21 protein-coding genes, 1 tRNA gene and 1 pseudogene are annotated in these 23,943 nt (G+C 68.2%); 14 read left to right on the plus strand and 9 right to left on the minus strand.

The window, feature by feature from the left end:
- Nucleotides 1-192: 192 nt before the first annotated feature.
- From sigM to trxA, 4 genes are all read left to right on the plus strand, one after another.
- Nucleotides 193-888, plus strand: coding sequence for an RNA polymerase sigma factor SigM (gene sigM / locus ACFVT2_RS01955; RefSeq protein WP_100600789.1), 696 nt, complete (start codon nt 193-195; stop codon nt 886-888).
- Nucleotides 885-1,907 carry an anti-sigma factor family protein gene (locus ACFVT2_RS01960; protein WP_390010914.1) on the plus strand — a complete coding sequence of 341 codons (1,023 nt, stop codon included), beginning with the start codon at nt 885-887 and terminating at the stop codon, nt 1,905-1,907. The genes sigM and ACFVT2_RS01960 overlap by 4 nt, the downstream gene beginning before the upstream one ends.
- A 113-nt stretch (nt 1,908-2,020) precedes the next feature.
- The gene (trxB, locus tag ACFVT2_RS01965) at nt 2,021-2,995 is read left to right on the plus strand and encodes a thioredoxin-disulfide reductase (RefSeq protein WP_390010916.1); all 975 of its coding nucleotides are present in this window, start codon (nt 2,021-2,023) and stop codon (nt 2,993-2,995) included.
- Nucleotides 2,996-3,042: 47 nt separating this feature from the next.
- On the plus strand, nt 3,043-3,369 hold the full coding sequence (gene trxA / locus ACFVT2_RS01970; protein WP_390010918.1) for a thioredoxin: 327 nt from the start codon (nt 3,043-3,045) through the stop codon (nt 3,367-3,369).
- 109 nt (nt 3,370-3,478) lie between these two features.
- On the opposite strand, the gene ACFVT2_RS01975 is transcribed toward trxA, so the two are convergent.
- The 9 genes and pseudogenes from ACFVT2_RS01975 to rpmH all read right to left on the minus strand — a co-directional run bounded on the left by ACFVT2_RS01975 (nt 3,479) and on the right by rpmH (nt 10,339).
- Nucleotides 3,479-4,096 carry a GNAT family N-acetyltransferase gene (locus ACFVT2_RS01975; RefSeq protein WP_390010920.1) on the minus strand — a complete coding sequence of 206 codons (618 nt, stop codon included), beginning with the start codon at nt 4,094-4,096 and terminating at the stop codon, nt 3,479-3,481.
- Between the two features lie 308 nt (nt 4,097-4,404).
- Nucleotides 4,405-5,505: a ParB/RepB/Spo0J family partition protein gene (locus ACFVT2_RS01980; protein WP_390010922.1), complete on the minus strand. Its 1,101-nt coding sequence runs from the start codon at nt 5,503-5,505 to the stop codon at nt 4,405-4,407.
- Entirely contained in the window at nt 5,502-6,572 is a 1,071-nt protein-coding gene (locus tag ACFVT2_RS01985) for a ParA family protein (protein WP_390011229.1), read from the minus strand. Before ACFVT2_RS01985 ends, ACFVT2_RS01980 begins: the two co-directional genes overlap by 4 nt.
- A gap of 306 nt (nt 6,573-6,878) precedes the next feature.
- Nucleotides 6,879-7,604 carry a 16S rRNA (guanine(527)-N(7))-methyltransferase RsmG gene (rsmG, locus tag ACFVT2_RS01990; protein ID WP_390010924.1) on the minus strand — a complete coding sequence of 242 codons (726 nt, stop codon included), beginning with the start codon at nt 7,602-7,604 and terminating at the stop codon, nt 6,879-6,881.
- A gap of 134 nt (nt 7,605-7,738) precedes the next feature.
- Nucleotides 7,739-8,245, minus strand: coding sequence for a protein jag (locus ACFVT2_RS01995; RefSeq protein ID WP_390010926.1), 507 nt, complete (start codon nt 8,243-8,245; stop codon nt 7,739-7,741).
- A 14-nt stretch (nt 8,246-8,259) separates the two neighbouring features.
- Nucleotides 8,260-9,402, minus strand: coding sequence for a membrane protein insertase YidC (gene yidC, locus ACFVT2_RS02000; protein WP_390010928.1), 1,143 nt, complete (start codon nt 9,400-9,402; stop codon nt 8,260-8,262).
- Between the two features lie 3 nt (nt 9,403-9,405).
- A complete protein-coding gene (gene yidD, locus ACFVT2_RS02005) occupies nt 9,406-9,723 on the minus strand; it encodes a membrane protein insertion efficiency factor YidD (protein WP_006604423.1) in 318 nt (105 codons plus the stop codon).
- Between the two features lie 86 nt (nt 9,724-9,809).
- Nucleotides 9,810-10,178: pseudogene (rnpA, locus tag ACFVT2_RS02010) on the minus strand (ribonuclease P protein component); the annotation flags it as partial.
- 23 nt (nt 10,179-10,201) lie between these two features.
- Nucleotides 10,202-10,339 carry a 50S ribosomal protein L34 gene (gene rpmH / locus ACFVT2_RS02015; RefSeq protein WP_003975051.1) on the minus strand — a complete coding sequence of 46 codons (138 nt, stop codon included), beginning with the start codon at nt 10,337-10,339 and terminating at the stop codon, nt 10,202-10,204.
- 376 nt (nt 10,340-10,715) lie between these two features.
- On the opposite strand from rpmH, the gene dnaA reads away from it, so the two are divergent.
- The 10 genes from dnaA (at nt 10,716) to ACFVT2_RS02065 (ending at nt 23,888) form a co-directional block, all read left to right on the plus strand.
- Nucleotides 10,716-12,599, plus strand: a complete 1,884-nt coding sequence (dnaA, locus tag ACFVT2_RS02020) for a chromosomal replication initiator protein DnaA (protein ID WP_390010930.1) — start codon at nt 10,716-10,718, stop codon at nt 12,597-12,599.
- 976 nt (nt 12,600-13,575) lie between these two features.
- Nucleotides 13,576-14,706: a DNA polymerase III subunit beta gene (gene dnaN, locus ACFVT2_RS02025; protein ID WP_390010932.1), complete on the plus strand. Its 1,131-nt coding sequence runs from the start codon at nt 13,576-13,578 to the stop codon at nt 14,704-14,706.
- Between the two features lie 172 nt (nt 14,707-14,878).
- Nucleotides 14,879-15,757: a phosphogluconate dehydrogenase (NAD(+)-dependent, decarboxylating) gene (gene gnd, locus ACFVT2_RS02030; RefSeq protein WP_390010934.1), complete on the plus strand. Its 879-nt coding sequence runs from the start codon at nt 14,879-14,881 to the stop codon at nt 15,755-15,757.
- 40 nt (nt 15,758-15,797) lie between these two features.
- Nucleotides 15,798-16,934, plus strand: a complete 1,137-nt coding sequence (gene recF, locus ACFVT2_RS02035; protein WP_390010935.1) for a DNA replication/repair protein RecF — start codon at nt 15,798-15,800, stop codon at nt 16,932-16,934.
- On the plus strand, nt 16,931-17,467 hold the full coding sequence (locus tag ACFVT2_RS02040) for a DUF721 domain-containing protein (protein ID WP_390010937.1): 537 nt from the start codon (nt 16,931-16,933) through the stop codon (nt 17,465-17,467). The genes recF and ACFVT2_RS02040 overlap by 4 nt, the downstream gene beginning before the upstream one ends.
- A 408-nt stretch (nt 17,468-17,875) precedes the next feature.
- On the plus strand, nt 17,876-19,930 hold the full coding sequence (gene gyrB / locus ACFVT2_RS02045; RefSeq protein ID WP_390010938.1) for a DNA topoisomerase (ATP-hydrolyzing) subunit B: 2,055 nt from the start codon (nt 17,876-17,878) through the stop codon (nt 19,928-19,930).
- Between the two features lie 50 nt (nt 19,931-19,980).
- Entirely contained in the window at nt 19,981-22,605 is a 2,625-nt protein-coding gene (gene gyrA, locus ACFVT2_RS02050) for a DNA gyrase subunit A (RefSeq protein WP_390010940.1), read from the plus strand.
- A 15-nt stretch (nt 22,606-22,620) separates the two neighbouring features.
- Nucleotides 22,621-23,334, plus strand: coding sequence for a DUF3566 domain-containing protein (locus ACFVT2_RS02055; RefSeq protein ID WP_390010941.1), 714 nt, complete (start codon nt 22,621-22,623; stop codon nt 23,332-23,334).
- Nucleotides 23,335-23,433: 99 nt separating this feature from the next.
- Nucleotides 23,434-23,507: transfer RNA gene (locus ACFVT2_RS02060), tRNA-Ile, on the plus strand.
- A 246-nt stretch (nt 23,508-23,753) separates the two neighbouring features.
- The gene (locus ACFVT2_RS02065; protein ID WP_003958712.1) at nt 23,754-23,888 is read left to right on the plus strand and encodes a DLW-39 family protein; all 135 of its coding nucleotides are present in this window, start codon (nt 23,754-23,756) and stop codon (nt 23,886-23,888) included.
- Nucleotides 23,889-23,943: the final 55 nt, after the last annotated feature.

A 23,943-nucleotide genomic window follows, 5' to 3' on the forward strand; every position in this document is an offset into this window, starting at 1 on the left:
GGCTGAGCACGCGCTCCATCCGAGAAGGGCGTGGGCACGGAGATCGATCGGCCGAGAGGCCGGCGCCCGTACCTACGCCCTTCGGTTCGCAGAGATCGTTTCCGGTCGGCGAGGTGCCTTTCCCAGCATTTACATTCGTCACCCGGCGGGCTTCAATGGGACCGAGATCAGGCAGCTACGGCCGGGGGGCCCGTGTCCACCGACAGCGACAAGGCTTCGACACCAACCGACGCTGATCTCCTCGCGCTGCACGTGAAAGGCGACCCCGATGCGTTCGGGGAGATCGTCCGGCGGCACCGTGACCGGCTCTGGGCCGTGGCTTTACGCACCCTCGGCGATCGCGAAGAAGCCGCTGATGCCGTGCAGGACGCGCTGGTCTCCGCCTATCGCGCCGCGCACTCCTTCCGAGGCCAGTCGGCCGTGACGACCTGGCTGCACCGCATCACGGTCAACGCCTGTCTGGACCGGGCCCGCAAGGCCGCCTCGCGACGCACCTCCCCGGTCGCCGAGACCGAGCGCTTGGAGCAGCTCCTCGAACCCGAAGAATCCGCGGCGCTCCCGGCCGAACGCCAGGACCTGCACCGTGAACTCCTCATCGCGCTGCGCACCCTCCCCGAGGAGCAGCGTGCCGCTCTCGTGCTCGTCGACATGCAGGGATATTCCGTCGCGGAGGCCGCTGAGATTCTCGATGTACCGACCGGAACGGTGAAAAGCCGCTGCTCACGAGGGCGAGCTCGGCTATTGCCCTTGGTCACCCATCTGCGCGGCGACGGCGGGGGTAGCAATCCCGCGAGCGGGGGAAGGAACCGGGCGCAGGGGACATCCGTCCCACCGACGGCAGGACCGAAGGGCACAGGTGCCGTGAAGGGCGGAGGTGGGCGAGCGTGACGTCGACGACCGGCGCAGGCGAGCACCCGGAGGTCTCCGAGATCTCCGATCTCACGGACGGGCTGCTCTCCCCCTCACACACCGCGGATCTGCGGGATCATCTCGCCGGCTGCGCACTGTGCGAGGACGTCTTTGCCTCTTTGGAGGAGATCCGAGGGCTCCTCGGTACGCTCCCCGGCCCGACGCGGATGCCGGCCGACGTCGCCGAGCGCATCGATGCGGCTCTTGCCGCTGAGGCACTGCTGGACTCCACCACCGCCGAGGGCGAGCCTCTCGTTTCACGTGAAACATCGCCCTCCCTCGGCTCGGTTTCACGTGAAACATCGCCAAGCCCCGCGTCTGTTTCACGTGAAACATCGACCAGCCCGGCTTTGGTTTCACGTGAAACATCGGCCGCGGATGCCGCCGTTTCACGTGAAACCAGCGTGCAGACGCCGCTCCGAGCAGCTGCGTCCGCGCCGTCGATCGGACGGGGCCGCGGCGCTTGCGGGCCGGGCCGGCAGACGCCGGGGCGCCGTTCGTCGCGCTCCCGACGGTGGCCTCGGGTCCTGCTCGGCACGGCAGCCGCGGCGGCGGTACTCGGAGTGGGCGGGCTGCTCATCCAGAGCGCCGGCACCAGCGGCTTCCAGGCCACCAAGCAGGACGGCTCCTCGACTGTGAGTGGGAGAACCCCAGCGGGTCTGACCGCCGCGACGCTCGGGTCGGACGTCCACAAGCTGCTCGCCACGAAGAAGGCGCAGAAGACGCCGGAGATCGGTACCCGCAGCTCCCCCGAGACTCCACTGCGGGGCGAGGCGGACACCGTTCCCTCGTGTGTACGGCAGGGCATCGGTCGCACCGAGAAGCCGCTGGCCTCCACCCGCAACATCTATGAGGGCAAGGACGCATTCCTCGTCGTGCTGCCGCACCCGTCGGACCCGAAGAGCGTCTCCGCTTACGTCGTCACTGCCTCCTGCATCTCGACCAGTCCGCCGGCTCCTGGGAAGGTTCTGCTGACCCACTCGTATAAGCGAGACTGAGCGGCGAGATGTGCGCTGTGGCACTCCGGGAATGCTCGCCCCTTAGGATCCGTTGGGTGGGGTGAGAGTTCCGAGACCCCAGCAAGCCGTCGGCAGAGACAAGGAAGACACCCGTGAGCGACGTCCGCAACGTGATCATCATCGGCTCCGGGCCCGCGGGCTATACCGCAGCGCTCTACACCGCCCGCGCGTCCCTGAAGCCGCTCGTCTTCGAAGGCGCCGTCACCGCCGGCGGTGCGCTGATGAACACCACCGACGTGGAGAACTTCCCCGGTTTTCGCGACGGCATCATGGGTCCGGATCTGATGGACAACATGCGCGCCCAGGCGGAACGCTTCGGCGCCGAGCTGGTGCCGGACGACATCGTCTCGGTCGACCTCAGCGAGGAGATCAAGACCGTCACCGACACCGCGGGCACGGTGCACCGCGCCAAGGCGGTCATCGTCACCACCGGTTCTCAGCACCGCAAGCTCGGTCTGCCGCGCGAGGACGAACTGTCCGGCCGTGGCGTCTCCTGGTGCGCGACCTGCGACGGATTCTTCTTCAAGGACCAGGACATCGCCGTTATCGGCGGTGGCGACACGGCGCTGGAAGAGGCGACCTTCCTCTCCCGCTTCGCCAAGTCCGTCACGGTCGTCCACCGCCGCGACACCCTGCGGGCGAGCAAGGCGATGCAGGAGCGTGCCTTCGCCGACCCGAAGATCAAGTTCGTATGGGACAGCGAGGTCGCCGAGATTCACGGCGAGAACAAGCTCTCCGGCCTGACGCTGCGCAACGTCAAGACGGGCGAGAACTCCGAGCTTCCGGTCACCGGCCTCTTCATCGCGATCGGTCACGACCCGCGCACCGAGCTGTTCAAGGGCCAGCTGAACCTCGACGACGAGGGTTACCTCAAGGTCGATGCGCCAAGCACCCGGACGAACCTCGCGGGCGTCTTCGCGGCCGGCGATGTCGTCGACCACACCTACCGCCAGGCGATCACCGCTGCCGGCACGGGCTGCTCCTCCGCCCTCGACGCCGAGCGGTTCCTCGCGGCGCTCTCGGACGGCGAGGCCACGGCCGAGCCGGAGAAGACCGCGTCCGCCTGACCCGCGCACCCCAGCTTTCCCACCACCCACCCAGTAAGGAGATTGCCATGGCCGGCGCCACGGTGACCGTCACGGACGACAACTTCGAAGAGGTCGTCCTCAAGAGCGACAAGCCCGTCCTCGTGGACTTCTGGGCCACCTGGTGCGGCCCGTGCCGTCAGGTTGCCCCGTCCCTGGAGGCCATTGCCGCCGAGCATGACGAGATCGTCATCGCGAAGCTGAACACCGACGAGAACCCGGCGACCACCGCCAAGTACGGCGTCATGTCGATCCCGACCATGAACGTCTACAAGGACGGCGAGGTCGTCAAGACCATCGTGGGCGCCAAGCCGAAGGCCGCCATCGAGCGCGACCTCTCGGACTTCCTCGCCTGAGGCACGCCGTCACGTTTCACGTGAAACAGGCCCGCTCCCTTCGTGGGGGCGGGCCTGTTTCACGTGAAACACATGGCGATGTTTCACGTGAAACATCGCAGCGGGCCGTCTACAACGGTCGGAGTGCGGGCTCCTTCTGCACGGCTCCAAGCAGACGGTCCAGCGCAAGCTCCACGTCTTCCTTCCACGAGATCGTGGTCCGCAGTTCGAGCCGCAACCGCGGAAAACGGGGATGCGGGCGGACGGTCTTGAAGCCCACAGCCAGGAGATGATCGGCGGGCAGCACACACGCCGGCTCAGTCCAGCGAGCATCGCCGAACGCCTCAATGGCCTTGAAGCCACGCTGAATCAGGTCTTTGGCCACCGTCTGCACCATCACCCGACCCAGCCCCTGCCCCTGGTAGCCAGGAGTCAGCCACGCTGTCAGCAACTGCACCGCATCCGGCGACACCGGACTGGTGGGGAAGGCCGTGGAACGCGGGACGTAGGCCGGTGGGGCGTACATGACGAACCCCACCGGCACATCGTCGACATAGACAACGCGCCCGCAGGATCCCCACTCCAACAGCACCGCTGAGATCCAGGCTTCCTTCTCCAGCTCGGGACGCCCCGCCTTTACCGCAGCCTCGCCGCTGACGGGGTCGAGCTCCCAGAAGACGCAGGAGCGACAGCGCTTGGGGAGATCCGGAAGGTTGTCCAGCGTGAGCGGTACGAGCCGACGGCCCATGGAACCGGGTCCTCACTTCCCTCGCCTGCCGCACCACGCAGCGCTGTCAGCGCCGCCTGCTCCCTGAGCAGACCACCAACGAACCCTCCGAGGGCTGCGAGGCCGAACCCCGCCGCCAGCAGTCTGGTGCGGCTCACTGATCGCATGGCCCTCTCCTCGATGTGAGGTCTCTCCACGTGGATGCGTGCCATACCCGATCGCATCGTATCCACCCTTTATGGGCGCGGGTACTGCCAGAAAGCAAAGGGCGAGCCGTGTTCCGGTATCGGTTCCGGAACACGGCTCGCCCACGAGCCACACACGTCAGCTCACTGCTCTTCGCCACTCTCGTCGGCCGAGGCGCTTCCCAGGACAGGGCCCTCGCCCGGAGCAAGGGTACCGAGGATGCGCTCCAGGTCGTCCATGGAGGCGAACTCGACGACGATCTTCCCCTTCTTCTGACCAAGATCGACCTTCACCCGGGTTTCGAAGCGGTCGGACAGCCGGGAGGCAAGACCGGTGAGCGCGGGGGACACCCGAGCCCCTGCCCGGGGCTTCTTCGCCTTGCCGGCACTCTCGGGGCTCGCCCCCATGAGCGTCACGATCTCCTCGACGGAACGGACTGACAGCCCCTCCGCCACGATGCGGCGCGCCAGGTTGTCCTGCTCCTCCGAATCCTCCACCGAGAGCAGAGCCCGAGCATGTCCCGCGGAGAGCACCCCGGCCGCGAGCCGCTTCTGCACCGACGGCGACAGCTTCAGCAGCCGCAGCGTGTTGGTGACCTGCGGACGTGAACGACCGATCCGGTCGGCCAGCTCGTCATGGGTGCACTTGAAGTCCTGCAGCAACTGGTCGTAGGCAGCGGCCTCTTCCAGCGGATTCAGCTGTGCCCGGTGCAGATTCTCCAGCAGTGCGTCGAGCAGCAGCCGCTCGTCTTCCGTGGCCCGCACGATCGCGGGGATCTTCTCCAGCCCGGCTTCCCGGCAGGCCCGCCAGCGCCGCTCGCCCATGATGAGCTCATAGCGCTCCGGTGCCGTCTGGCGGACCACCACCGGCTGGAGCAGGCCCACCTCCTTGATGGAGGTGACCAGTTCGGCGAGAGCGTCCTCGTCGAAGACTTCGCGCGGCTGCCGCGGGTTCGGCCGGATCGCGTCCAGCGGTACCTCGGCGAAGTGCGCGCCGGCCACCTCAGCCGGGAGACCGCGCGTATGCTCCGCGTCCGTCGGAGCTTCTGTTTCACGTGAAACACCGGGCGTCGGCAGCGAGGCCACCTTGGCGGCCGCCACTCCGCGATCCGGAGCCAGAACCGGTACGGACGTCGGTGACGTGGTTCCCCTTCCCACCGCTGGCCCGGACTGGTCCGTGCTCTGCGGTGCGGCGGGGATCAGTGCACCGAGCCCTCGGCCCAGCCCCCTACGTCGTTCACTCACTGAGTCCCCTCCGAGATGCTGTGCTGTGCTTGGTAGTTCACACTCAGGCCCTGCTCCCCGGGCTGTGCGGCCCCCCGCAGCGCAATCTCTCTGGCCGCTTCGAGATACGAGAGTGCGCCACTGGATCCCGGGTCATAGGTGAGCACCGTCTGCCCATAGCTGGGTGCCTCCGAGATGCGTACCGAGCGTGGGATGCTCGTCCGGAGCACCTCACTGCCGAAGTGGCTGCGCACCTCATCGGCAACCTGCGAGGCAAGACGGGTACGTCCGTCGTACATGGTGAGCAGGATCGTCGAGACATGGAGCTTGGGGTTGAGATGCCCCCGTACCAGTTCAACGTTCCGCAGCAACTGCCCCAGACCTTCCAGCGCGTAGTACTCGCACTGGATCGGGATCAGCACCTCGGCACCGGCGACCAACGCATTGACGGTCAGCAGGCCGAGCGAGGGCGGACAGTCGATGAGGATGTAGTCCAGCGGCTGTTCATACGCCTTGATAGCGCGGTCCAGCCGGCTTTCGCGGGCCACCAGCGAGACCAGCTCGATCTCGGCACCGGCCAGATCGATGGTGGCGGGCGCGCAGAAGAGCCCCTCCACCTCGACCACCGGCTGCACGACGTCGGAGAGCGGCTTGCTCTCGACCAGCACGTCGTAGATGGACGGCACATCGGCGTGATGGTCGATCCCCAGGGCCGTCGACGCATTGCCCTGCGGGTCGAGGTCAATCACCAGCACCCGGGCTCCGTGCAGCGCCAGCGACGCCGCGATGTTCACGGTGGTGGTGGTCTTACCGACCCCGCCCTTCTGATTGGCGACCACCATGACGCGGGTCGCTTCGGGACGGGGCAGCCCCTCGCCTGCGCGGCCCATGGCCCCTACCGCCAGCTGCGCTGCGCGACCTACCGGTGTGTTGTCCATCAGGGGCGGCGTTTCACGTGAAACGTCGTCCCCGAACGACTCGTTGCGGGGACCGGGGACCGGATCGGTCATCGGTCCCGCGATGTTGGCGTCGGACCGCAAGGATTCACTCTCCTCGACATCAGGCTCACAATGGTGAGAGCCTGCCATGCTTTCGGTATCGCGAACCAGTGAGGTCCGTTCTCCTGTGGATGAACCCGCTTCTGTGGATACTTTCGTGACCCGTGTGGGTTTCGGGTCGTGCGGCGCGGCAGCCGCACGACCGCGGCCGATGATCCCTTGCAGCAGAGAACGACGTTTCACGTGAAACACGATGCCAGCGCCGCGTCCGATTAAGCCGCGACACTCCGTCTTGTGGCTTTATGTGGCACCTGCGGAATTCGCCCTATCCGCTATTCCGCGGACGGCTGCGCCCACCGCGGAGAGGCCGGCCAGGATTCCTCCCGCATCGCGCCATCAGCGCCGGCGACCCCTCGACACCCGGCTCGTACGAGCCGCCTTCGCCCGCTTCGCAGCGAAGCGCACCCCGCCGGGGCTCTCGCCCACCTCGACACGCACCACGGTCGACAGCGGATCCACCACGCCCTCACCGACGTGCACGATCGACGTATCCACCACGCCGAGCTTGCTCAGCGCAGCACGGGCCGCCTTGAGCTCTTCCTCCGCGGTGTCGCCCTTGAGCGCCAGCATCTCGCCATAGGGACGCAGCAGCGGCACTCCCCAGCCGGCCAGCCGGTCGAGCGGCGCGACGGCCCGCGCGGTCACCACGTGCACCTGCGGAAGCTTGCCCATGACCTCTTCCGCGCGGCCCCGCACGACCGTGACGTGGTCCAGCCCGAGCAGCTCGACGACCTCCTGAAGGAAGTTGGTCCGCCGCAGCAACGGCTCCAGGAGCGTGATCTTGAGGTCCGGGCGCACCAGCGCCAGCGGAATACCGGGCAGCCCGGCCCCCGAACCCACATCACACACCGAGACACCCTCGGGAACCACTTCGGAGAGCACCGCGCAGTTCAACAGATGCCGCTCCCACAGCCGCGGCACCTCGCGCGGACCGATCAGCCCGCGCCTCACGCCCGCATCGGCGAGCAGTTCGCCGTACCGTACGGCCTCCGGAAAGCGCTCGCCGAATACCTCCTGCGCCGTCTTCGGCGCGGGAGGGAGCTCCGCTGATGCCTCGGTCACGGGAACCGCCCCTTCCTCTGGACTGCTTTTCCTGCCGGGAACCCGGCGTTACGACCGGGGATAACACAGAAGGCTGACAAGTTTTGGCCCCGCCTGCGAGCAGACGGGGCCAAAGAAAGACTGAGCGCGAAGCGTCAGGCCGGGAGCACAACCACGCAGCGCTGCGGCTCCTCGCCCTCGGACTCGCTGCGCAGACCGGCCGCGGCCACCGCGTCGTGCACGACCTTGCGCTCGAACGGCGTCATCGGGTCGAGCTTCACCGGCTGACCGGTGCTCTTGGCCTCCTCCGCCGCACTCGCACCGACCTTGGCGAGTTCCTCGCGCTTACGCGCCCGGAAGCCGGCGATGTCCAGCATCAGACGGCTGCGGTCGCCGGTCTCGCGGTGCACCGCGAGGCGCGTCAGCTCCTGCAGCGCCTCCAGCACCTCACCGTCCCGGCCCACCAGCTTCAGCAGGTCACGGCTGGTCGATTCGCCGATGATCGACACTGCGGCGCGATCCGCCTCGACGTCCATGTCGATGTCACCGTCGAGGTCCGCGATGTCCAGCAGACCTTCGAGGTAGTCGGCGGCGATCTCGCCTTCCTGCTCCAGGCGGCTCAGGGTGTCGGCGCCCTTGGTGCCAGGGGTCGTGTCCGTCACGTAAGGACTCCTTCTTACTTCTTGGACGGGTGCTTGGGGCGCTGCTGGCCCTTGCGCTGCCCGGACTTGGTGTTACGGGATCCGGAGGCGCCACCCTTGCCAGGCGTACCGCCCTTCCCCTTGTCGTCCTGCGCGGCCGCACTGTCCTGCGAAGCCTCGGTGTCAGACGCCGACGAACTCGCCCGCGTGCGGTTCTGCGCGGAACCGCTCGGGGCACCGGCAGCCGTGCCGGTCTGACGCTTGGCCTTCGTCTGCCGCTTGGGCTGCTGGCGGTTCTGGCGCGCCTCCTCGGCGGCCTGCTTCGCTGCGACCTCGGCGGGGCTCACGACCAGCTTGCCCTGGGCGCGCAGCCGCTCCTGACGCTCGGTGAACGCCTTGCTGCCCGGGGTGGGGTTGCGGCGGATGACGAACATCTGCTGGCCCATGGTCCACACGTTGGTGGTCAGCCAGTAGACGAGAACACCGACGGGGAAGTTGATGCCGAAGACGGCGAACATGACCGGGAAGACGTACATCAGCATCTTCTGCTGCTGCATGAACGGCGTCTTCACCGTCAGGTCGACGTTCTTCGTCATCAGCTGGCGCTGGGTGTAGAACTGCGACGCCGACATCAGGACGATCATGATGACCGTGACCACGCGGACGTCGGTCACCGATGCGCCGAGGCTCTGGATCTTCGCCGCGCTGTCCATGAACTTCGCCGCGAGCGGCGCACCGAAGATGTGCGCCTTCTGCGCGCTCGCCAGCAGCGTCGGGTCGATGAAGCCGACGGTCTTGTTCTGCGCGATGTGGCTGAGGACCTGGTACAGGGAGATGAAGAACGGAGACTGCGCCAGGATCGGGAGACAGCTCGAGAGCGGGTTGGTGCCCGACTCCTTGTAGAGCTTCATCATCTCTTCGGACTGGCGCTGCTTGTCGCTCTTGTAACGCTCCTGGATCGCCTTCATCTTCGGCTGGAGCGCCTGCATGTTCCGCGTCGACTTGATCTGCTTCACGAAGAGCGGGATCAGGCAGATACGGATCAGCACCACCAGCGAGACGATGGACAGACCCCACGCAGCTCCACTGTTCGGATTGAAGATCAAACTGTAGAACGAGTGGAACTGGACGATGATCCAGGAAACTGCGTAATAAAGAGGACCGAGGATCGTGTCCACGAATCAGGCTCCTTGGGCGTTGGGCTGAGTCTCGGGCTGGGCGACAGGCTCAGGGACGGTGGGCCCGCCCAGGCGGCTCCTCAGCCGCTGATGCCAAACCGGACGCTTCCGGGGAGGGACGTGGTCGACGCCACCGAGCGACCACGGGTTGCACCGCAGAATGCGCCAGGCGGTCAGCGCAGTCCCCTTCACCGCGCCGTGCCGATCGATGGCCGTATAGCCATAGTGCGAACACGACGGGTAGTACTTGCAGACCGGGCCCAACAGCGGGCTGATGGTCCACTGGTAGATCTTGATCAAAAGCAGCAGCGGGTACTTCACTGTGCGCTCCCTCCCGGGTCCCGTCCGGGTTTCCCGGGGCCGGCGGCGCAGCCGCCGTCGGTCACCGCCCCGGTGGGATTGCGGCCTTTCGGCGCCCCTCCCAGCAGCCGCTCCAAGGCGGCGTCCAGGTCGCGGGCCAGCTGGTCGTACTCCGCCGCACCCGCGCCGGGCAGGGCCCGTACGACAACCAGGCTACCGGCGGGCAGCCGGTCCAGCCGGTCGCGCATGAGATGGCGGAGCCGCCGCTTGACCTTGTTGCGGACGACCGCAACGCCAACGGCCTTGCTCACGACGAAACCCGCACGCGTCGGGGGAACATGTTCCCCCGACGCGTGCGGGTCCGTTACACCGCTACGACAATGCACGACAAGGAGCGGGCGCCCGGCCCTGCGTCCCCGGCGTACCGCGGTCGCAAAGTCCTCGCGCCGCCTCAGCCGACTTTCGGTAGGCAGCACGTCATGGACCTAGGTCAGGCTGCTCAGGCCGACAGGCGGGCGCGGCCCTTGCTGCGGCGCGTCGCGAGGATCGCGCGGCCGGCGCGGGTCCGCATGCGCAGACGGAAGCCGTGGGTCTTCGCACGACGGCGGTTGTTCGGCTGGAAGGTGCGCTTGCTCACTCGGGGGCTCCAAGAAACTTGTTTGTCTCAGAGAGACAGATTTGTGGGGCGTCGACTAGCTGTCACCGTGCGCCCACGAGTAGCTCGCCACGCCCGAGTGCACCGCTACACGACCACGAGAACGCGATCTTTGCCCATCGGAGGCAGGCGGCAGCAGCCATCGACAACTCGACCTGGTCACGGTACGCGGGGCTACGCCATCCGGTCAAACCAGCTCCCGAAGGGTGCGGAGAGCCTCCGCCAGGACACACTATGCACAGCCTGTGGACAACAACTTGAATCCCCAGGCCCGCCCTGACTACCGTGGCTGAACTCCAATTCCTTCCCGCCCGTCCTGAGAATCACACATTCGTGGGACTGTGAGAGAGCGTGCCCTGTGGCTGATGTACCTGCCGATCTTGCCGCAGTGTGGCCACGTGTACTCGATCACCTCCTGCGGGCGGAGACCGACGGCCTGAAGCCCAAGGACCAGGACTGGCTCAAGCGGACCCAACCCCTGGCGCTGGTCGCGGACACCGCACTGCTCGCCGTGCCCAACGAGTTCGCCAAGGGCGTGCTCGAAGGCCGGCTGGCGCCGCTGATCGGGGAAGCCCTCAGCCACGAGTGCGGCCGGCCGATCCGGATCGCGATCACCGTCGACGACTCCTCCGAGGAGCCGCCGGCCCAGCCGCCCGCGCCGCCGCAGCAGCACGCCCAGCACCCACCGGCCCAACACCAGCCCCCGCAGCACGACGCGTACGACGGCTACGACGGACGGCACGACTCCCGCCAGGGCTACGGGCACCAGGGCGACGACCTGCCCAGCGTCCGCCCCGCGTACCCCGACTACTCACAGCCCCGGCACGAGCCCGGGGCGTGGCCGCAGCACTCCCGCACCGACGCGGTCGGCCCGCGCGAGGAGTACGGCTGGCAGCAGCAGCACCTCAGCGGCTACCCCGACCGCGAGACGTCCACGGAGCAGTGGCGCGAGCCGTACGGCGCCTCGCCGCCCGCCCATCTCCAGCAGCGCCAGAACGACTACCGCGCGCAGGGGCCCGACCGCAGCGGGCCACGGCCCTCGGAGGGTCCGCGCTCCCCGTACGACCAGCAGCGCCGCGACCGCCCCGAGCTTCCGCCCCCCGGTCCCGGTGGTCGGCCGGGCGGTCCCGGATCCCCGCTGCCAGCGCCCAGTGGTGCCCCCGGTCCGCTCGCCGCGCAGCCCGCACCGGCGACCGGCCCCGGCGAACCGACCGCGCGGCTGAACCCGAAGTACCTCTTCGACACCTTCGTCATCGGCGCCTCCAACCGCTTCGCGCACGCCGCGGCGGTCGCGGTCGCCGAGGCACCGGCCAAGGCGTACAACCCGCTCTTCATCTACGGGGAGTCGGGTCTCGGCAAGACCCACCTGCTGCACGCCATCGGGCACTACGCCCGCAGCCTCTATCCCGGCACCCGGGTGCGGTACGTGAGCTCCGAGGAATTCACCAACGAATTCATCAACTCCATCCGCGACGGCAAGGCGGACGCGTTCCGCAAGCGCTACCGCGACATGGACATCCTGCTCGTCGACGACATCCAGTTCCTGGCGAGCAAGGAGTCGACGCAGGAGGAGTTCTTCCACACCTTCAACACCCTGCACAACGCGAACAAGCAGATCGTGCTCTCCAGTGACCGGCCGCCGAAGCAGTTGGTCACCCTGGAGGACCGGCTGCGCAACCGCTTCGAGTGGGGTCTGATCACGGACGTCCAGCCGCCGGAGCTGGAGACCCGGATCGCGATCCTCCGTAAGAAGGCGGTGCAGGAGCAGCTGAACGCGCCGCCGGAGGTGCTGGAGTTCATCGCGTCCCGGATCTCGCGCAACATCCGCGAGTTGGAGGGCGCGCTGATCCGGGTCACCGCGTTCGCGTCGCTCAACCGGCAGCCGGTGGACCTGGGGCTCACCGAGATCGTGCTGAAGGACCTGATCCCCGGGGGCGAGGACGCCGCGCCGGAGATCACCGCGACGGCGATCATGGCGTCGACCGCCGACTACTTCGGGCTGACCGTCGACGACCTGTGCGGTTCCTCGCGCAGCCGGGTGCTGGTGACGGCCCGCCAGATCGCGATGTACCTGTGCCGGGAGCTCACCGATCTCTCGCTGCCGAAGATCGGCGCGCAGTTCGGCGGCCGGGACCACACCACCGTCATGCACGCCGACCGCAAGATCCGCGCGCTGATGGCCGAGCGACGCTCCATCTACAACCAGGTCACCGAGCTGACCAACCGCATCAAGAACGGCTGACGAGCGGCCTGCCGCCGGCCGCCACCGCCACCAGGGCGCCCCGGGATCCGCTCCCGGGGCGCCCTTCGGCGTACGGGGCCGGCGAGGCGCCCGGGGACGCCGTACGGCACGTCCGCGGACCGCGCGGAGCCGTCGCGGAGCGGGTTTCGGGGCGGATCGCCGGCCGGTCGCCGGCTCGTGCGGACCGTCCGCCGTCTTCCCAAACCTGTGGAGCGCGCCGGCTCTGTTCGATTCCTGGCGAGGTCACGGCCTCTCTCCACAGATTGGGCAAGAATCTTCCGTCCACAACCTGGGGAGAGGAAAGTTATCCCTGTGAGATCCACAGGCCGGTCTGCTGACGGACCATCGGACGAGGTCAACCGCATGTGGAATTGTGGCCAACCGTAATCCACAGGCTGTGGACAGAGGATTCATCCACAGGGGTGTTGAGGACTTGTCCACCGGCTGCCCACAGGTGAAGGGCCGTTGTCCCCAGTGATCCTCAGCTTCTCCACACCGCTGTCCACTGTTCGGCAACGCAACACCCGCCCTCACCACGCCGAGTGAAAGCGGTCACACCAAGGTGGTGGGTTGGGCTGTGGGCAACGTGGGTAAACCTGGGGACGGCACTGGGGAGAAGTGCCCTTGCCCTGTGCATGGGGTGTGCAGAACTTCGCGCGGTCCACAGCCAGGCCCACTTATCCACGGCTTCAACCCACAGGGGCGGTGGACAAAAAATCGGCGCTGACCTGCAAAAAGTCAGTTGTCCACGGTTTCCACAGGGCCTACTACTACGACCACGGATATCTACCGGGGAATGTGCTTCGAATCGGGCCCTGTGCACAACTCGGCTCCGGAGCCCGTCGCCCCGGTCGAGTCGACTTGACCCCGAGCCGCACCGACTGTCGGCGGCGTGCGTCAGACTGGTCTCCGGCAACCCAGCCGACGACGAAGAGCCAGCAGGGCGAGAGCCAGCAACAGCAGGAGGCGGTTTCCGGTGAAGATCCGGGTGGAGCGCGATGTACTCGCGGAGGCAGTGGCCTGGGCGGCCAAGAGCCTCCCGGCCCGTCCGCCGGTGCCCGTCCTCGCGGGCCTGCTGCTGAAGGCGGACAACGGCGCACTGAGCCTCTCGGGCTTCGACTACGAGGTCTCGGCCCGGGTTTCGGTGGAAGCCGATGTGGAAGAAGAGGGCACCGTCCTCGTCTCCGGCCGGCTGCTCGCCGACATCTGCCGTGCGCTCCCCAACCGCCCGGTGGAGATTTCCACCGACGGTGTACGGGTGACCGTGGTCTGCGGCTCCTCCCGCTTCACCCTCCACACCCTGCCTGTGGAGGAGTACCCGTCCCTGCCGGCGATGCCCACCGCCACCGGCACCGTCTCCGCCGAGGTCTTCGCGGCCGCTGCCGCCCAGGTGGCCATCGCCGCCGGCCGTGACGACACGCTCCCGGTGCTCACCGGTGTGCGGATCGAGATCGAGGGCGACACCGTCACCCTGGCCTCCACCGACCGCTACCGCTTCGCGGTCCGCGAGTTCCTGTGGAAGCCGGAGAGCCCCGACACCTCCGCGGTCGCCCTGGTCCCGGCCAAGACGCTGCTGGACACCGCCAAGTCCCTGAGCAGCGGCGACACCGTCACGCTGGCGCTGTCCGGCTCTGGGCAGGGCGAGGGCCTGATCGGTTTCGAGGGCGCCGGCCGGCGGACCACGACCCGTCTGCTCGAGGGCGACCTGCCGAAGTACCGGACGCTCTTCCCGACCGAGTTCAACTCCGTCGCCGTGATCGAGACCGCCCCCTTCGTCGAGGCCGTCAAGCGTGTGGCGCTGGTCGCCGAGCGGAACACCCCGGTGCGGCTGAGCTTCGAGCAGGGCGTGCTGATCCTGGAGGCCGGCTCCAGCGACGATGCACAGGCTGTGGAAAGGGTCGACGCCGACCTGGACGGCGACGACATCTCGATCGCCTTCAACCCGGGCTTCCTGCTGGAGGGCCTGTCGGCCATCGACTCCCCGGTGGCGCAGCTGTCGTTCACCACGTCGACCAAGCCGGCGCTGCTCAGCGGCCGCCCGGCCAAGGACGCCGAGGCCGACGACGCCTACAAGTACCTGATCATGCCGGTCCGCCTCTCGGGCTGACGGGGCCGGACGGCTTTCGTACCGAGCGGGCCCCGGCCGTGTGCCGGGGCCCTTGCGGCGACTGGCTGACAGGCCCTGATGAGCGGCTGAGCCCACAGCTGTGCACGGGGTCTCGGGCGTAGGCTCGGGCTCGGGTACGAACAGCAACGACTATGTGCAAAGAGGGTCTGTGATGGAGCTCGGTCTCGTCGGTCTCGGCAAGATGGGCGGCAACATGCGCGAGCGCATTCGCCGCGCCGGCCACACCGTCATCGGATACGACCGCAACCCCGACCTGGCCGATGTGGACAGCCTCAAGGGGCTTGTGGACAGCCTCAAGGGGCCGCGGGTGGTCTGGGTCATGGTCCCGGCCGGCGCCGCCACCCAGTCGACGATCGACGAGCTGGCCGAGCTGCTCTCGCCCGGCGACCTCGTCGTGGACGGCGGTAACTCCCGCTGGACCGAGGACGAGAAGCACGGCGAGGAGCTGGCCGCCAAGGGCATCGGCTTCGTGGACTGCGGTGTCTCCGGCGGCGTCTGGGGCCTGGAGAACGGCTACGCGCTGATGTACGGCGGTGACGCGGAGAACGTCGCCAAGGTGCAGCCGATCTTCGACGCCCTCAAGCCGGAGGGCGAATTCGGCTCCGTGCACGCCGGCAAGGTGGGCGCGGGCCACTTCGCGAAGATGGTCCACAACGGCATCGAGTACGCGATGATGCAGGCCTACGCCGAGGGCTGGGAGCTGCTGGAGAAGGTCGACTCGGTCACCGACGTGCGCGAGGTCTTCCGGTCCTGGCAGGAGGGCACGGTCATCCGTTCCTGGCTGCTGGACCTGGCGGTCAACGCCCTCGACGAGGACGAGCACCTGGACAAGCTGCGGGGTTACGCCGAGGACTCCGGCGAGGGCCGCTGGACGGTCGAGGCCGCGATCGACAACGCCGTGCCGCTGCCGGCGATCACGGCGTCGCTCTTCGCGCGCTTCGCGTCCCGCCAGGACGACTCCCCGCAGATGAAGATGATCGCCGCGCTGCGCAACCAGTTCGGTGGCCACGCGGTCGAGAGCAAGAAGTAAGCACAACCAGCTCAGCAGCCGGGGAGGTCGGCGCCCAGCTATGCACGTATCGCATCTGTCGCTCGCCGACTTCCGCTCGTACGCCCGGGTCGAGGTCCCGCTCGACCCGGGCGTCACGGCGTTCGTGGGACCCAACGGGCAGGGCAAGACGAATCTGGTCGAGGCGGTCGGCTACCTCGCCACGCTCGGCAGCCACCGGGTCTCCTCGGACGCGCCGTTGGTGCGGATGGGCGCGGACCGAGCGATCATCCGGGCCGCCGTCATCCAGGGCGAACGACAGCAGCTGGTGGAGTTGGAGCTCAACCCGGGCAAGGCCAACCGCGCCCGGATCAACAGATCTTCGCAGGTCAGACCGCGCGATGTACTGGGAATCGTCCGGACGGTGCTGTTCGCGCCGGAGGATCTGGCACTGGTCAAGGGCGACCCCGGCGAGCGCCGGCGATTCCTCGACGAACTGATCACTGCCCGCTCGCCGCGGATGGCGGCCGTGCGCGCGGACTACGACCGCGTCCTCAAGCAGCGCAACACCCTGCTGAAGACGGCGGCGCTGGCCCGCCGCCACGGCGGACGGCAGATGGACCTGTCGACGCTGGACGTCTGGGACCAGCATCTGGCCCGTGCCGGGGCCGAACTCCTTGCCCAGCGGCTCGACTTGATCTCTGCGCTGCGGCCGCTGGCGGACAAGGCGTACGAGCAGCTGGCGCCGGGCGGCGGGCCGTTGGGGCTGGAGTACCGCGGTTCCGCGGGCGAGGCGATGGCCGCCGCCTCGAACCGCGAGGAGCTGTACGGCGTGCTGCTGGCGGCGCTGGGCGAGGCCCGCAAGAACGAGATCGAGCGCGGGGTGACCCTGGTCGGACCGCACCGCGACGATCTGCTGCTGAAACTGGGGCAGTTGCCGGCGAAGGGCTATGCCAGCCACGGCGAGTCCTGGTCGTACGCGCTGGCGCTGCGGCTGGCGTCGTACGAGCTGCTGCGGACCGAGGGCAATGAGCCGGTGCTCGTTCTCGACGACGTCTTCGCGGAGCTGGACGCGCGGCGCCGGGAGCGGCTGGCGGAGCTGGTGGCACCGGGCGAGCAGGTCCTGGTGACCGCCGCGGTGGCCGACGACGTGCCGGGAGTGCTGGCCGGGGCGCGGTACGCGGTCTCCGGCGGCACCGTAGAGAGGACGGACCGGTGACCGAACCACAGCCGGAGCGGCCCAAGACGCCGGAACTGTCGGGTGTGGACCTGGCCCGCCAGGCGCTGGTCGCCGCCAAGGAGCAGGCGCGCGCCCGGGGCGCGGCCGCGCAGCAGAAGAAGCAGGCCCGTCGTGGTGGTGGGTTGCGCTCGGGCGCGCGGGCAGACGGCCGGGACCCGCTGCCGCTGGGGGCCGCGATCAACCGCCTCATCACGGAGCGCGGCTGGGAGGCCCCGGCGGCGGTCGGCGGGGTGATGGGCCGCTGGCCGCAGATGGTGGGGCCCGAGGTGGCGCAGCACTGCGAGCCGCAGCGGTACGACGAGGACGCCCGCGTCCTGACGGTGCAGTGCGACTCGACGGCCTGGGCGACGCAGCTGCGGCTGCTGGCGCCTCAACTGGTGGCCCGCCTCAATGACGACCTGGGACACGGCACGGTCAAGATGATCAAGGTGCTGGGGCCCGGCGGTCCCGCGCGCCGGTACGGGCAGCTGCGGGCGCCGGGGAGCAAGGGCCCCGGCGACACCTACGGCTGAGCGCGACCGTGCGACGGAGCATTCCGGAGAGGGGCGGTGTTTCACGTGAAACACCGCCCCTCTCGCGCTTTCTCGGCTGGTCGCGGGCCGTTTCACGTGAAACAACGCACTCCCGTACGAAGCTTGTAAACGCGTGTGATGCATGAGACTCCGCTCACGGTAGCCGGCGGTTGACATGCCAAAGCGCTGAGTGCCCGTGTGGGCGTCCTGGGCCCCCATCTCGTATATGGGGAGTCGGCGGACGTCAGTTCAGGGCGGCACATGGCGACTCAGGCGCCTGCAAACCCCCATGAGTGTCGGCGCTACCGGTAGACTGGTGGCAATCCCGCCCACTCGCGGAACAAGTCGAACGACGAGCCGCTCCCACCTGTCCTTCGCGGGGAGATCGCAACAGGTGCGGAAGGGCTCGTGCTGTGCCAGAAAGGGCGCTTCGTGGCCGACTCCGGCGACCTCAACGAGATCAACATGGCTTCTACCGAAGAGGGGGGGTCGGCCGGCGGCGTGGGCGACTCCTCGGTGGAGAAGTCGTACGACGCCAGCGCGATCACCGTCCTTGAGGGCCTGGACGCGGTTCGCAAGCGCCCCGGCATGTACATCGGCTCCACGGGCGAGCGCGGTCTGCACCACCTGGTGCAGGAGGTCGTCGACAACTCCGTCGACGAGGCGCTGGCCGGTCACGCCGACACCATCGAGGTGACGATCCTCGCCGACGGCGGTGTCCGGGTCGTCGACAACGGCCGCGGTATCCCCGTCGGCATCGTGCCGTCCGAGAACAAGCCGGCCGTCGAGGTCGTGCTGACGGTCCTGCACGCCGGCGGCAAGTTCGGCGGCGGCGGCTACGCGGTCTCCGGTGGTCTGCACGGTGTCGGTGTCTCCGTCGTGAACGCCCTGTCGACCCGGGTCGCCGTCGAGATCCGCACCGACGGCTTCCGCTGGACCCAGGAGTACAAGCAGGGCGTGCCGACCGCCCCGCTGGCCAAGCACGAGGCCACCGACGAGCACGGCACCTCGGTCACCTTCTGGGCCGACGGCGAGATCTTCGAGACCACCACGTACAGCTTCGAGACGCTGTCCCGGCGCTTCCAGGAGATGGCGTTCCTCAACAAGGGGCTGACCATCTCGCTCAAGGACGAGCGGCCGGACCACGTGGACGAGGACGGCAAGCCGCTCTCGGTGCGGTACCACTACGAGGGCGGCATCGTCGACTTCGTGAAGTACCTCAACTCCCGCAAGGGCGAGCTGGTGCACCCGACGGTGGTCTCGGTGGAGGCCGAGGACAAGGAGCGGAACCTCTCCGTCGACCTCGCGATGCAGTGGAACACCCAGTACAGCGAGGGTGTCTACAGCTTCGCGAACATCATCCACACGCATGAGGGCGGTACCCACGAGGAGGGCTTCCGCGCTGCGCTGACCGGACTGATCAACCGCTACGCGCGCGACAAGAAGCTGCTGCGCGAGAAGGACGACAACCTCACGGGTGAGGACATCCGCGAGGGTCTGACGGCGATCATCTCGGTCAAGCTCGCCGAGCCGCAGTTCGAGGGCCAGACCAAGACCAAGCTGGGCAACACCGAGGTGAAGACCTTCGTCCAGAAGGTCGTCCACGAGCACCTCAACGACTGGCTGGACCGCAACCCCAACGAGGCCGCGGACATCATCCGCAAGGGCATCCAGGCGGCCACCGCCCGGGTCGCGGCCCGCAAGGCGCGCGATCTGACCCGCCGCAAGGGCCTGCTGGAGACGGCGTCGCTGCCCGGCAAGCTGAGCGACTGCCAGTCCAACGACCCGACCAAGTGCGAGATCTTCATCGTCGAGGGTGACTCCGCCGGCGGCTCGGCCAAGTCCGGCCGTAACCCGCAGTACCAGGCGATCCTCCCGATCCGCGGCAAGATCCTGAACGTCGAGAAGGCCAGGGTCGACAAGATCCTGCAGAACAACGAGGTCCAGGCGCTGATCTCGGCCTTCGGTACCGGGGTCCACGAGGACTTCGACATCGAGAAGCTCCGCTACCACAAGATCATCTTGATGGCGGACGCCGACGTCGACGGTCAGCACATCAACACCCTGCTGCTGACCTTCCTGTTCCGCTTCATGCGGCCGCTGGTCGAGGCCGGGCACGTCTACCTCTCCCGCCCGCCGCTGTACAAGATCAAGTGGGGTCGGGACGACTTCGAGTACGCCTACTCCGACCCGGAGCGGGACACGCTGATCGAGCGCGGCAAGCAGAACGGCAAGCGGATCCGCGAGGACTCCATCCAGCGGTTCAAGGGTCTCGGCGAGATGAACGCCGAGGAGCTGCGCGTGACGACCATGGACGCCGACCACCGGGTGCTCGGCCAGGTCTCGCTGGACGACGCGGCCCGCGCGGACGACCTGTTCTCCGTCCTCATGGGCGAGGACGTCGAGGCGCGCCGTTCGTTCATCCAGCGCAACGCCAAGGACGTCCGTTTCCTCGACATCTGAGCCCTGTCGGCCCGCACACCAGCCGCAGCTCGAAAGGACTTTGAACCACCATGGCCGACGAGAACCCCCCTGTGACCCCGGACGGCGTGACCGCCGAGGGCGCGCCCGCCACCATCGCTGCCGGCGGGATGCGCGTCGAGCCCGTCGGGCTCGAAACGGAGATGCAGCGCTCCTACCTCGACTACGCGATGTCCGTCATCGTCTCGCGTGCGCTGCCCGACGTCCGCGACGGTCTCAAGCCGGTGCACCGCCGCGTGCTCTACGCGATGTACGACGGCGGCTACCGCCCCGAGAAGGGCTTCTACAAGTGCGCCCGCGTCGTCGGCGACGTCATGGGTACGTACCACCCGCACGGTGACACCTCCATCTACGACGCGCTGGTCCGCCTCGCGCAGCCGTGGTCGATGCGGATGCCGCTGGTCGACTCCAACGGCAACTTCGGTTCTCCGGGCAACGACCCGGCCGCGGCCATGCGGTACACCGAGTGCAAGATGAAGCAGCTGTCGATGGAGATGCTCCGGGACATCGACGAGGAGACCGTCGACTTCCAGGACAACTACGACGGCCGCAACCAGGAGCCGACGGTCCTGCCGTCCCGCTTCCCCAACCTCCTGATCAACGGCTCGGCCGGTATCGCCGTCGGTATGGCCACCAACATCCCGCCGCACAACCTGCGGGAGGTCGCGGACGGCGCGCAGTGGGCGCTGGCCCATCCGGAGGCGTCCAACGAGGAACTGCTGGACGCGCTGATCGAGCGGGTCAAGGGCCCGGACTTCCCCACCGGCGCGTTGGTGGTGGGCCGCAAGGGCATCGAGGAGGCGTACCGCACCGGCCGCGGCTCGATCACGATGCGCGCGGTGGTGGCGGTCGAGGAGATCCAGAACCGCCAGTGCCTGGTGGTCACCGAACTCCCCTACCAGGTCAACCCGGACAACCTCGCGCAGAAGATCGCCGACCTGGTCAAGGACGGCAGGATCGGCGGCATCGCGGACGTCCGTGACGAGACCTCCTCGCGCACCGGCCAGCGACTGGTGATCGTCCTCAAGCGGGACGCGGTCGCCAAGGTCGTGCTCAACAACCTCTACAAGCACACCGATCTGCAGACCAACTTCGGCGCGAACATGCTCGCGCTGGTCGACGGCGTGCCGCGCACCCTCTCCCTGGACGCCTTCATCCGGAACTGGGTCACGCACCAGGTCGAGGTCATCGTCCGCCGGACGAAGTTCCGGCTGCGCAAGGCCGAGGAGCGGGCCCACATCCTGCGCGGTCTGCTCAAGGCGCTCGACGCCATCGACGAGGTCATCGCGCTGATCCGGCGCAGCGAGACGGTCGAGGTCGCCCGCGAGGGCCTGATGGGCCTGCTGCAGATCGACGAGATCCAGGCCAACGCGATCCTGGAGATGCAGCTCCGCCGGCTGGCCGCCCTGGAGCACCAGAAGATCACCGCCGAGCACGACGAGCTCCAGCGCAAGATCAGCGAGTACAACGCGATCCTGGCCTCCCCCGAGCGGCAGCGCCAGATCATCAGCGAGGAACTGGCCGCGATCGTCGAGAAGTTCGGCGACGACCGGCGCAGCAAGCTGGTGCCCTTCGAGGGTGACATGTCCATCGAGGACCTGATCGCCGAAGAGGACATCGTCGTCACCATCACCCGTGGCGGCTACGTGAAGCGGACGAAGACCGACGACTACCGCTCGCAGAAGCGCGGCGGCAAGGGCGTGCGGGGCGCCAAGCTCAAGGAAGACGACATCGTCGACCACTTCTTCGTCTCCACCACCCACCACTGGCTGCTGTTCTTCACCAACAAGGGCCGGGTCTACCGCGCCAAGGCCTACGAACTCCCGGACGCCGGACGGGACGCGCGGGGCCAGCACGTGGCCAACCTCCTGGCCTTCCAGCCGGACGAGCAGATCGCGCAGATCCTGGCCATCCGCGACTACGAGGCGGCGCCCTACCTCGTCCTCGCCACCAAGGGCGGTCTGGTGAAGAAGACCCCGCTCAAGGACTACGACTCGCCCCGCTCCGGCGGCGTGATCGCGATCAACCTGCGCGAGCGCGAGGACGGCACGGACGACGAGCTGATCGGCGCCGAGCTGGTCTCGGAGACCGACGACCTGCTGCTGATCAGCAAGAAGGCCCAGTCGATCCGGTTCACCGCGACCGACGAGGCGCTGCGCCCGATGGGCCGTGCCACCTCCGGTGTGAAGGGCATGAGCTTCCGCGAGGGCGATCAACTGCTCTCGCTGAACGTGGTCCGGGAGAACACCTTCGTCTTCACCGCGACCGACGGCGGCTACGCCAAGCGCACTCCGGTCGACGAGTACCGCGTCCAGGGCCGCGGCGGCCTGGGCATCAAGGCTGCCAAGATCGTCGAGGACCGGGGTTCGCTGGTCGGTGCGCTGGTCGTCGAGGAGAGCGATGAGATCCTCGCGATCACGCTCGGCGGTGGCGTGATCCGTACGCGGGTCAGCGAGGTCCGGGAAACCGGCCGTGACACCATGGGCGTCCAACTGATCAACCTGGGCAAGCGGGATGCCGTCGTCGGCATCGCGCGCAACGCAGAGGCCGGCCGTGAGGCCGAGGAGGTCGACGGGCCCGACGTGGCCGAGGAGACCGGCGCGGCCGAGGAGTCCGGGGCCACCGCAGTCGAGGGCGAGCAGCCCGCGGCGGAGTAGCACGAGGAGTAGGTCGTGAGTGGAGCCACGGGCGCTGCGACGGGTGAAGCCGGAGTCACATCGGACTCCGAGGCGGAATCCGCAACCGAGAAGGAACGCAGCGCCCGTGGCTCCGTCGCGTCCGACGGCACCCGGGACGAGGGCGCCCACGAGGGGGGAACCGTGACCAACAGCCGACAGCCGCAACCCCAGCCCCAGCCGCAACCCCAGCCGCAGAGCCGGGGCGGCGACCAGGGACAGCCGCAGGGCGGCGCTCAGCAGCCGTACCAGCCGCCCCAGGCGTACCGCACGGACGGTGGAGAGGCCGGAGCCGGGCAGGCCGTGCGCAAGCCGCGTACGGGCGCCAGCACCGCCCCGCGGACGCGTAAGGCCCGGCTTCGGGTGGCGCGTACCGACCCCTGGTCCGTGATGAAGGTGAGCTTCCTGCTGTCCATCGCGCTGGGTATCTGCACGGTGGTGGCGGTGGCGGTCCTGTGGATGGTGATGGACGCGATGGGCGTCTTCTCCACCGTCGGCAAGACGATCAGCGAGGCGACCGGCTCCGCCGAGGGCGGTGGCTTCGACCTGCAGTCGTTCCTCTCGCTGCCGCGGGTGCTGCTGTTCACCTCGGTCATCGCGGTGATCGACGTGGTGCTGGCGACCGCGCTGGCCACCCTCGGCTCCTTCATCTACAACCTGTCGGCGGGCTTCGTGGGCGGCGTGGAGCTGACGCTCGCGGAGGACGAGTGAGTGCTCCTGGTGGGGCGTGGCGCCGGGCGTTCCCAAGGCTTCGGGAACCGATTTTGGGAACGCCTCTGAAGTGCGCTAATCTTTCGTTGCAGCGAGCGAGCGGCTATAGCTCAGACGGTTAGAGCGCTTCCCTGATAAGGAAGAGGCCCCAGGTTCAAGTCCTGGTAGCCGCACCGCACACACGGCCCGGCCGGAGATTTCTCCGGCCGGGCCGCTGCTTTTGCCGGCCGGTGGTGGCCCGTCGGGGGGCGGGAACGGACGCCGGGCGCGATTCGTTGTGAAGGAGCGGGAGTTGGGGCCCTCCGGCGCCTCCGGACGGGGTGTTGCCGAGTGCGGGCTAGATAACCGATCGGTATCGACCGGTGTGTATCATCGGCCGACATAGGGTCCCTCACGTCAACGAAAGACGAGGTCGCGCGGTGAAGAAGCTTCTCCTGGTCGCACTGGCCGCCATCGGCGGGCTCCTCGTGTACCGCCAGATCCAGGCGGATCGCGCCGAGCAGGATCTGTGGACGGAGGCGACCGACTCCGTGCCCGCAGGTTCGGGTGTGTGAGACCACACGCACAGCACAGTTCGTATGGACCCCGGTTGCCCAAGGGCGGCCGGGG

The organism is Streptomyces sp. NPDC058000 (assembly GCF_042886435.1).
Taxonomy (GTDB): domain Bacteria; phylum Actinomycetota; class Actinomycetes; order Streptomycetales; family Streptomycetaceae; genus Streptomyces.

Bases quoted from the DNA above. Each gene is read 5' to 3' on its own strand.
- ACFVT2_RS01975 (WP_390010920.1), bottom strand. From the start codon at position 4,096: ATGGGCCGTCGGCTCGTACCGCTCACGCTGGACAACCTTCCGGATCTC.
- gnd (WP_390010934.1), top strand. From the start codon at position 14,879: ATGGAGCTCGGTCTCGTCGGTCTCGGCAAGATGGGCGGCAACATGCGC.
- gyrA (WP_390010940.1), top strand. From the start codon at position 19,981: ATGGCCGACGAGAACCCCCCTGTGACCCCGGACGGCGTGACCGCCGAG.
- ACFVT2_RS01985 (WP_390011229.1), bottom strand. From the start codon at position 6,572: ATGGCAGGCTCTCACCATTGTGAGCCTGATGTCGAGGAGAGTGAATCC.
- trxA (WP_390010918.1), top strand. From the start codon at position 3,043: ATGGCCGGCGCCACGGTGACCGTCACGGACGACAACTTCGAAGAGGTC.
- recF (WP_390010935.1), top strand. From the start codon at position 15,798: ATGCACGTATCGCATCTGTCGCTCGCCGACTTCCGCTCGTACGCCCGG.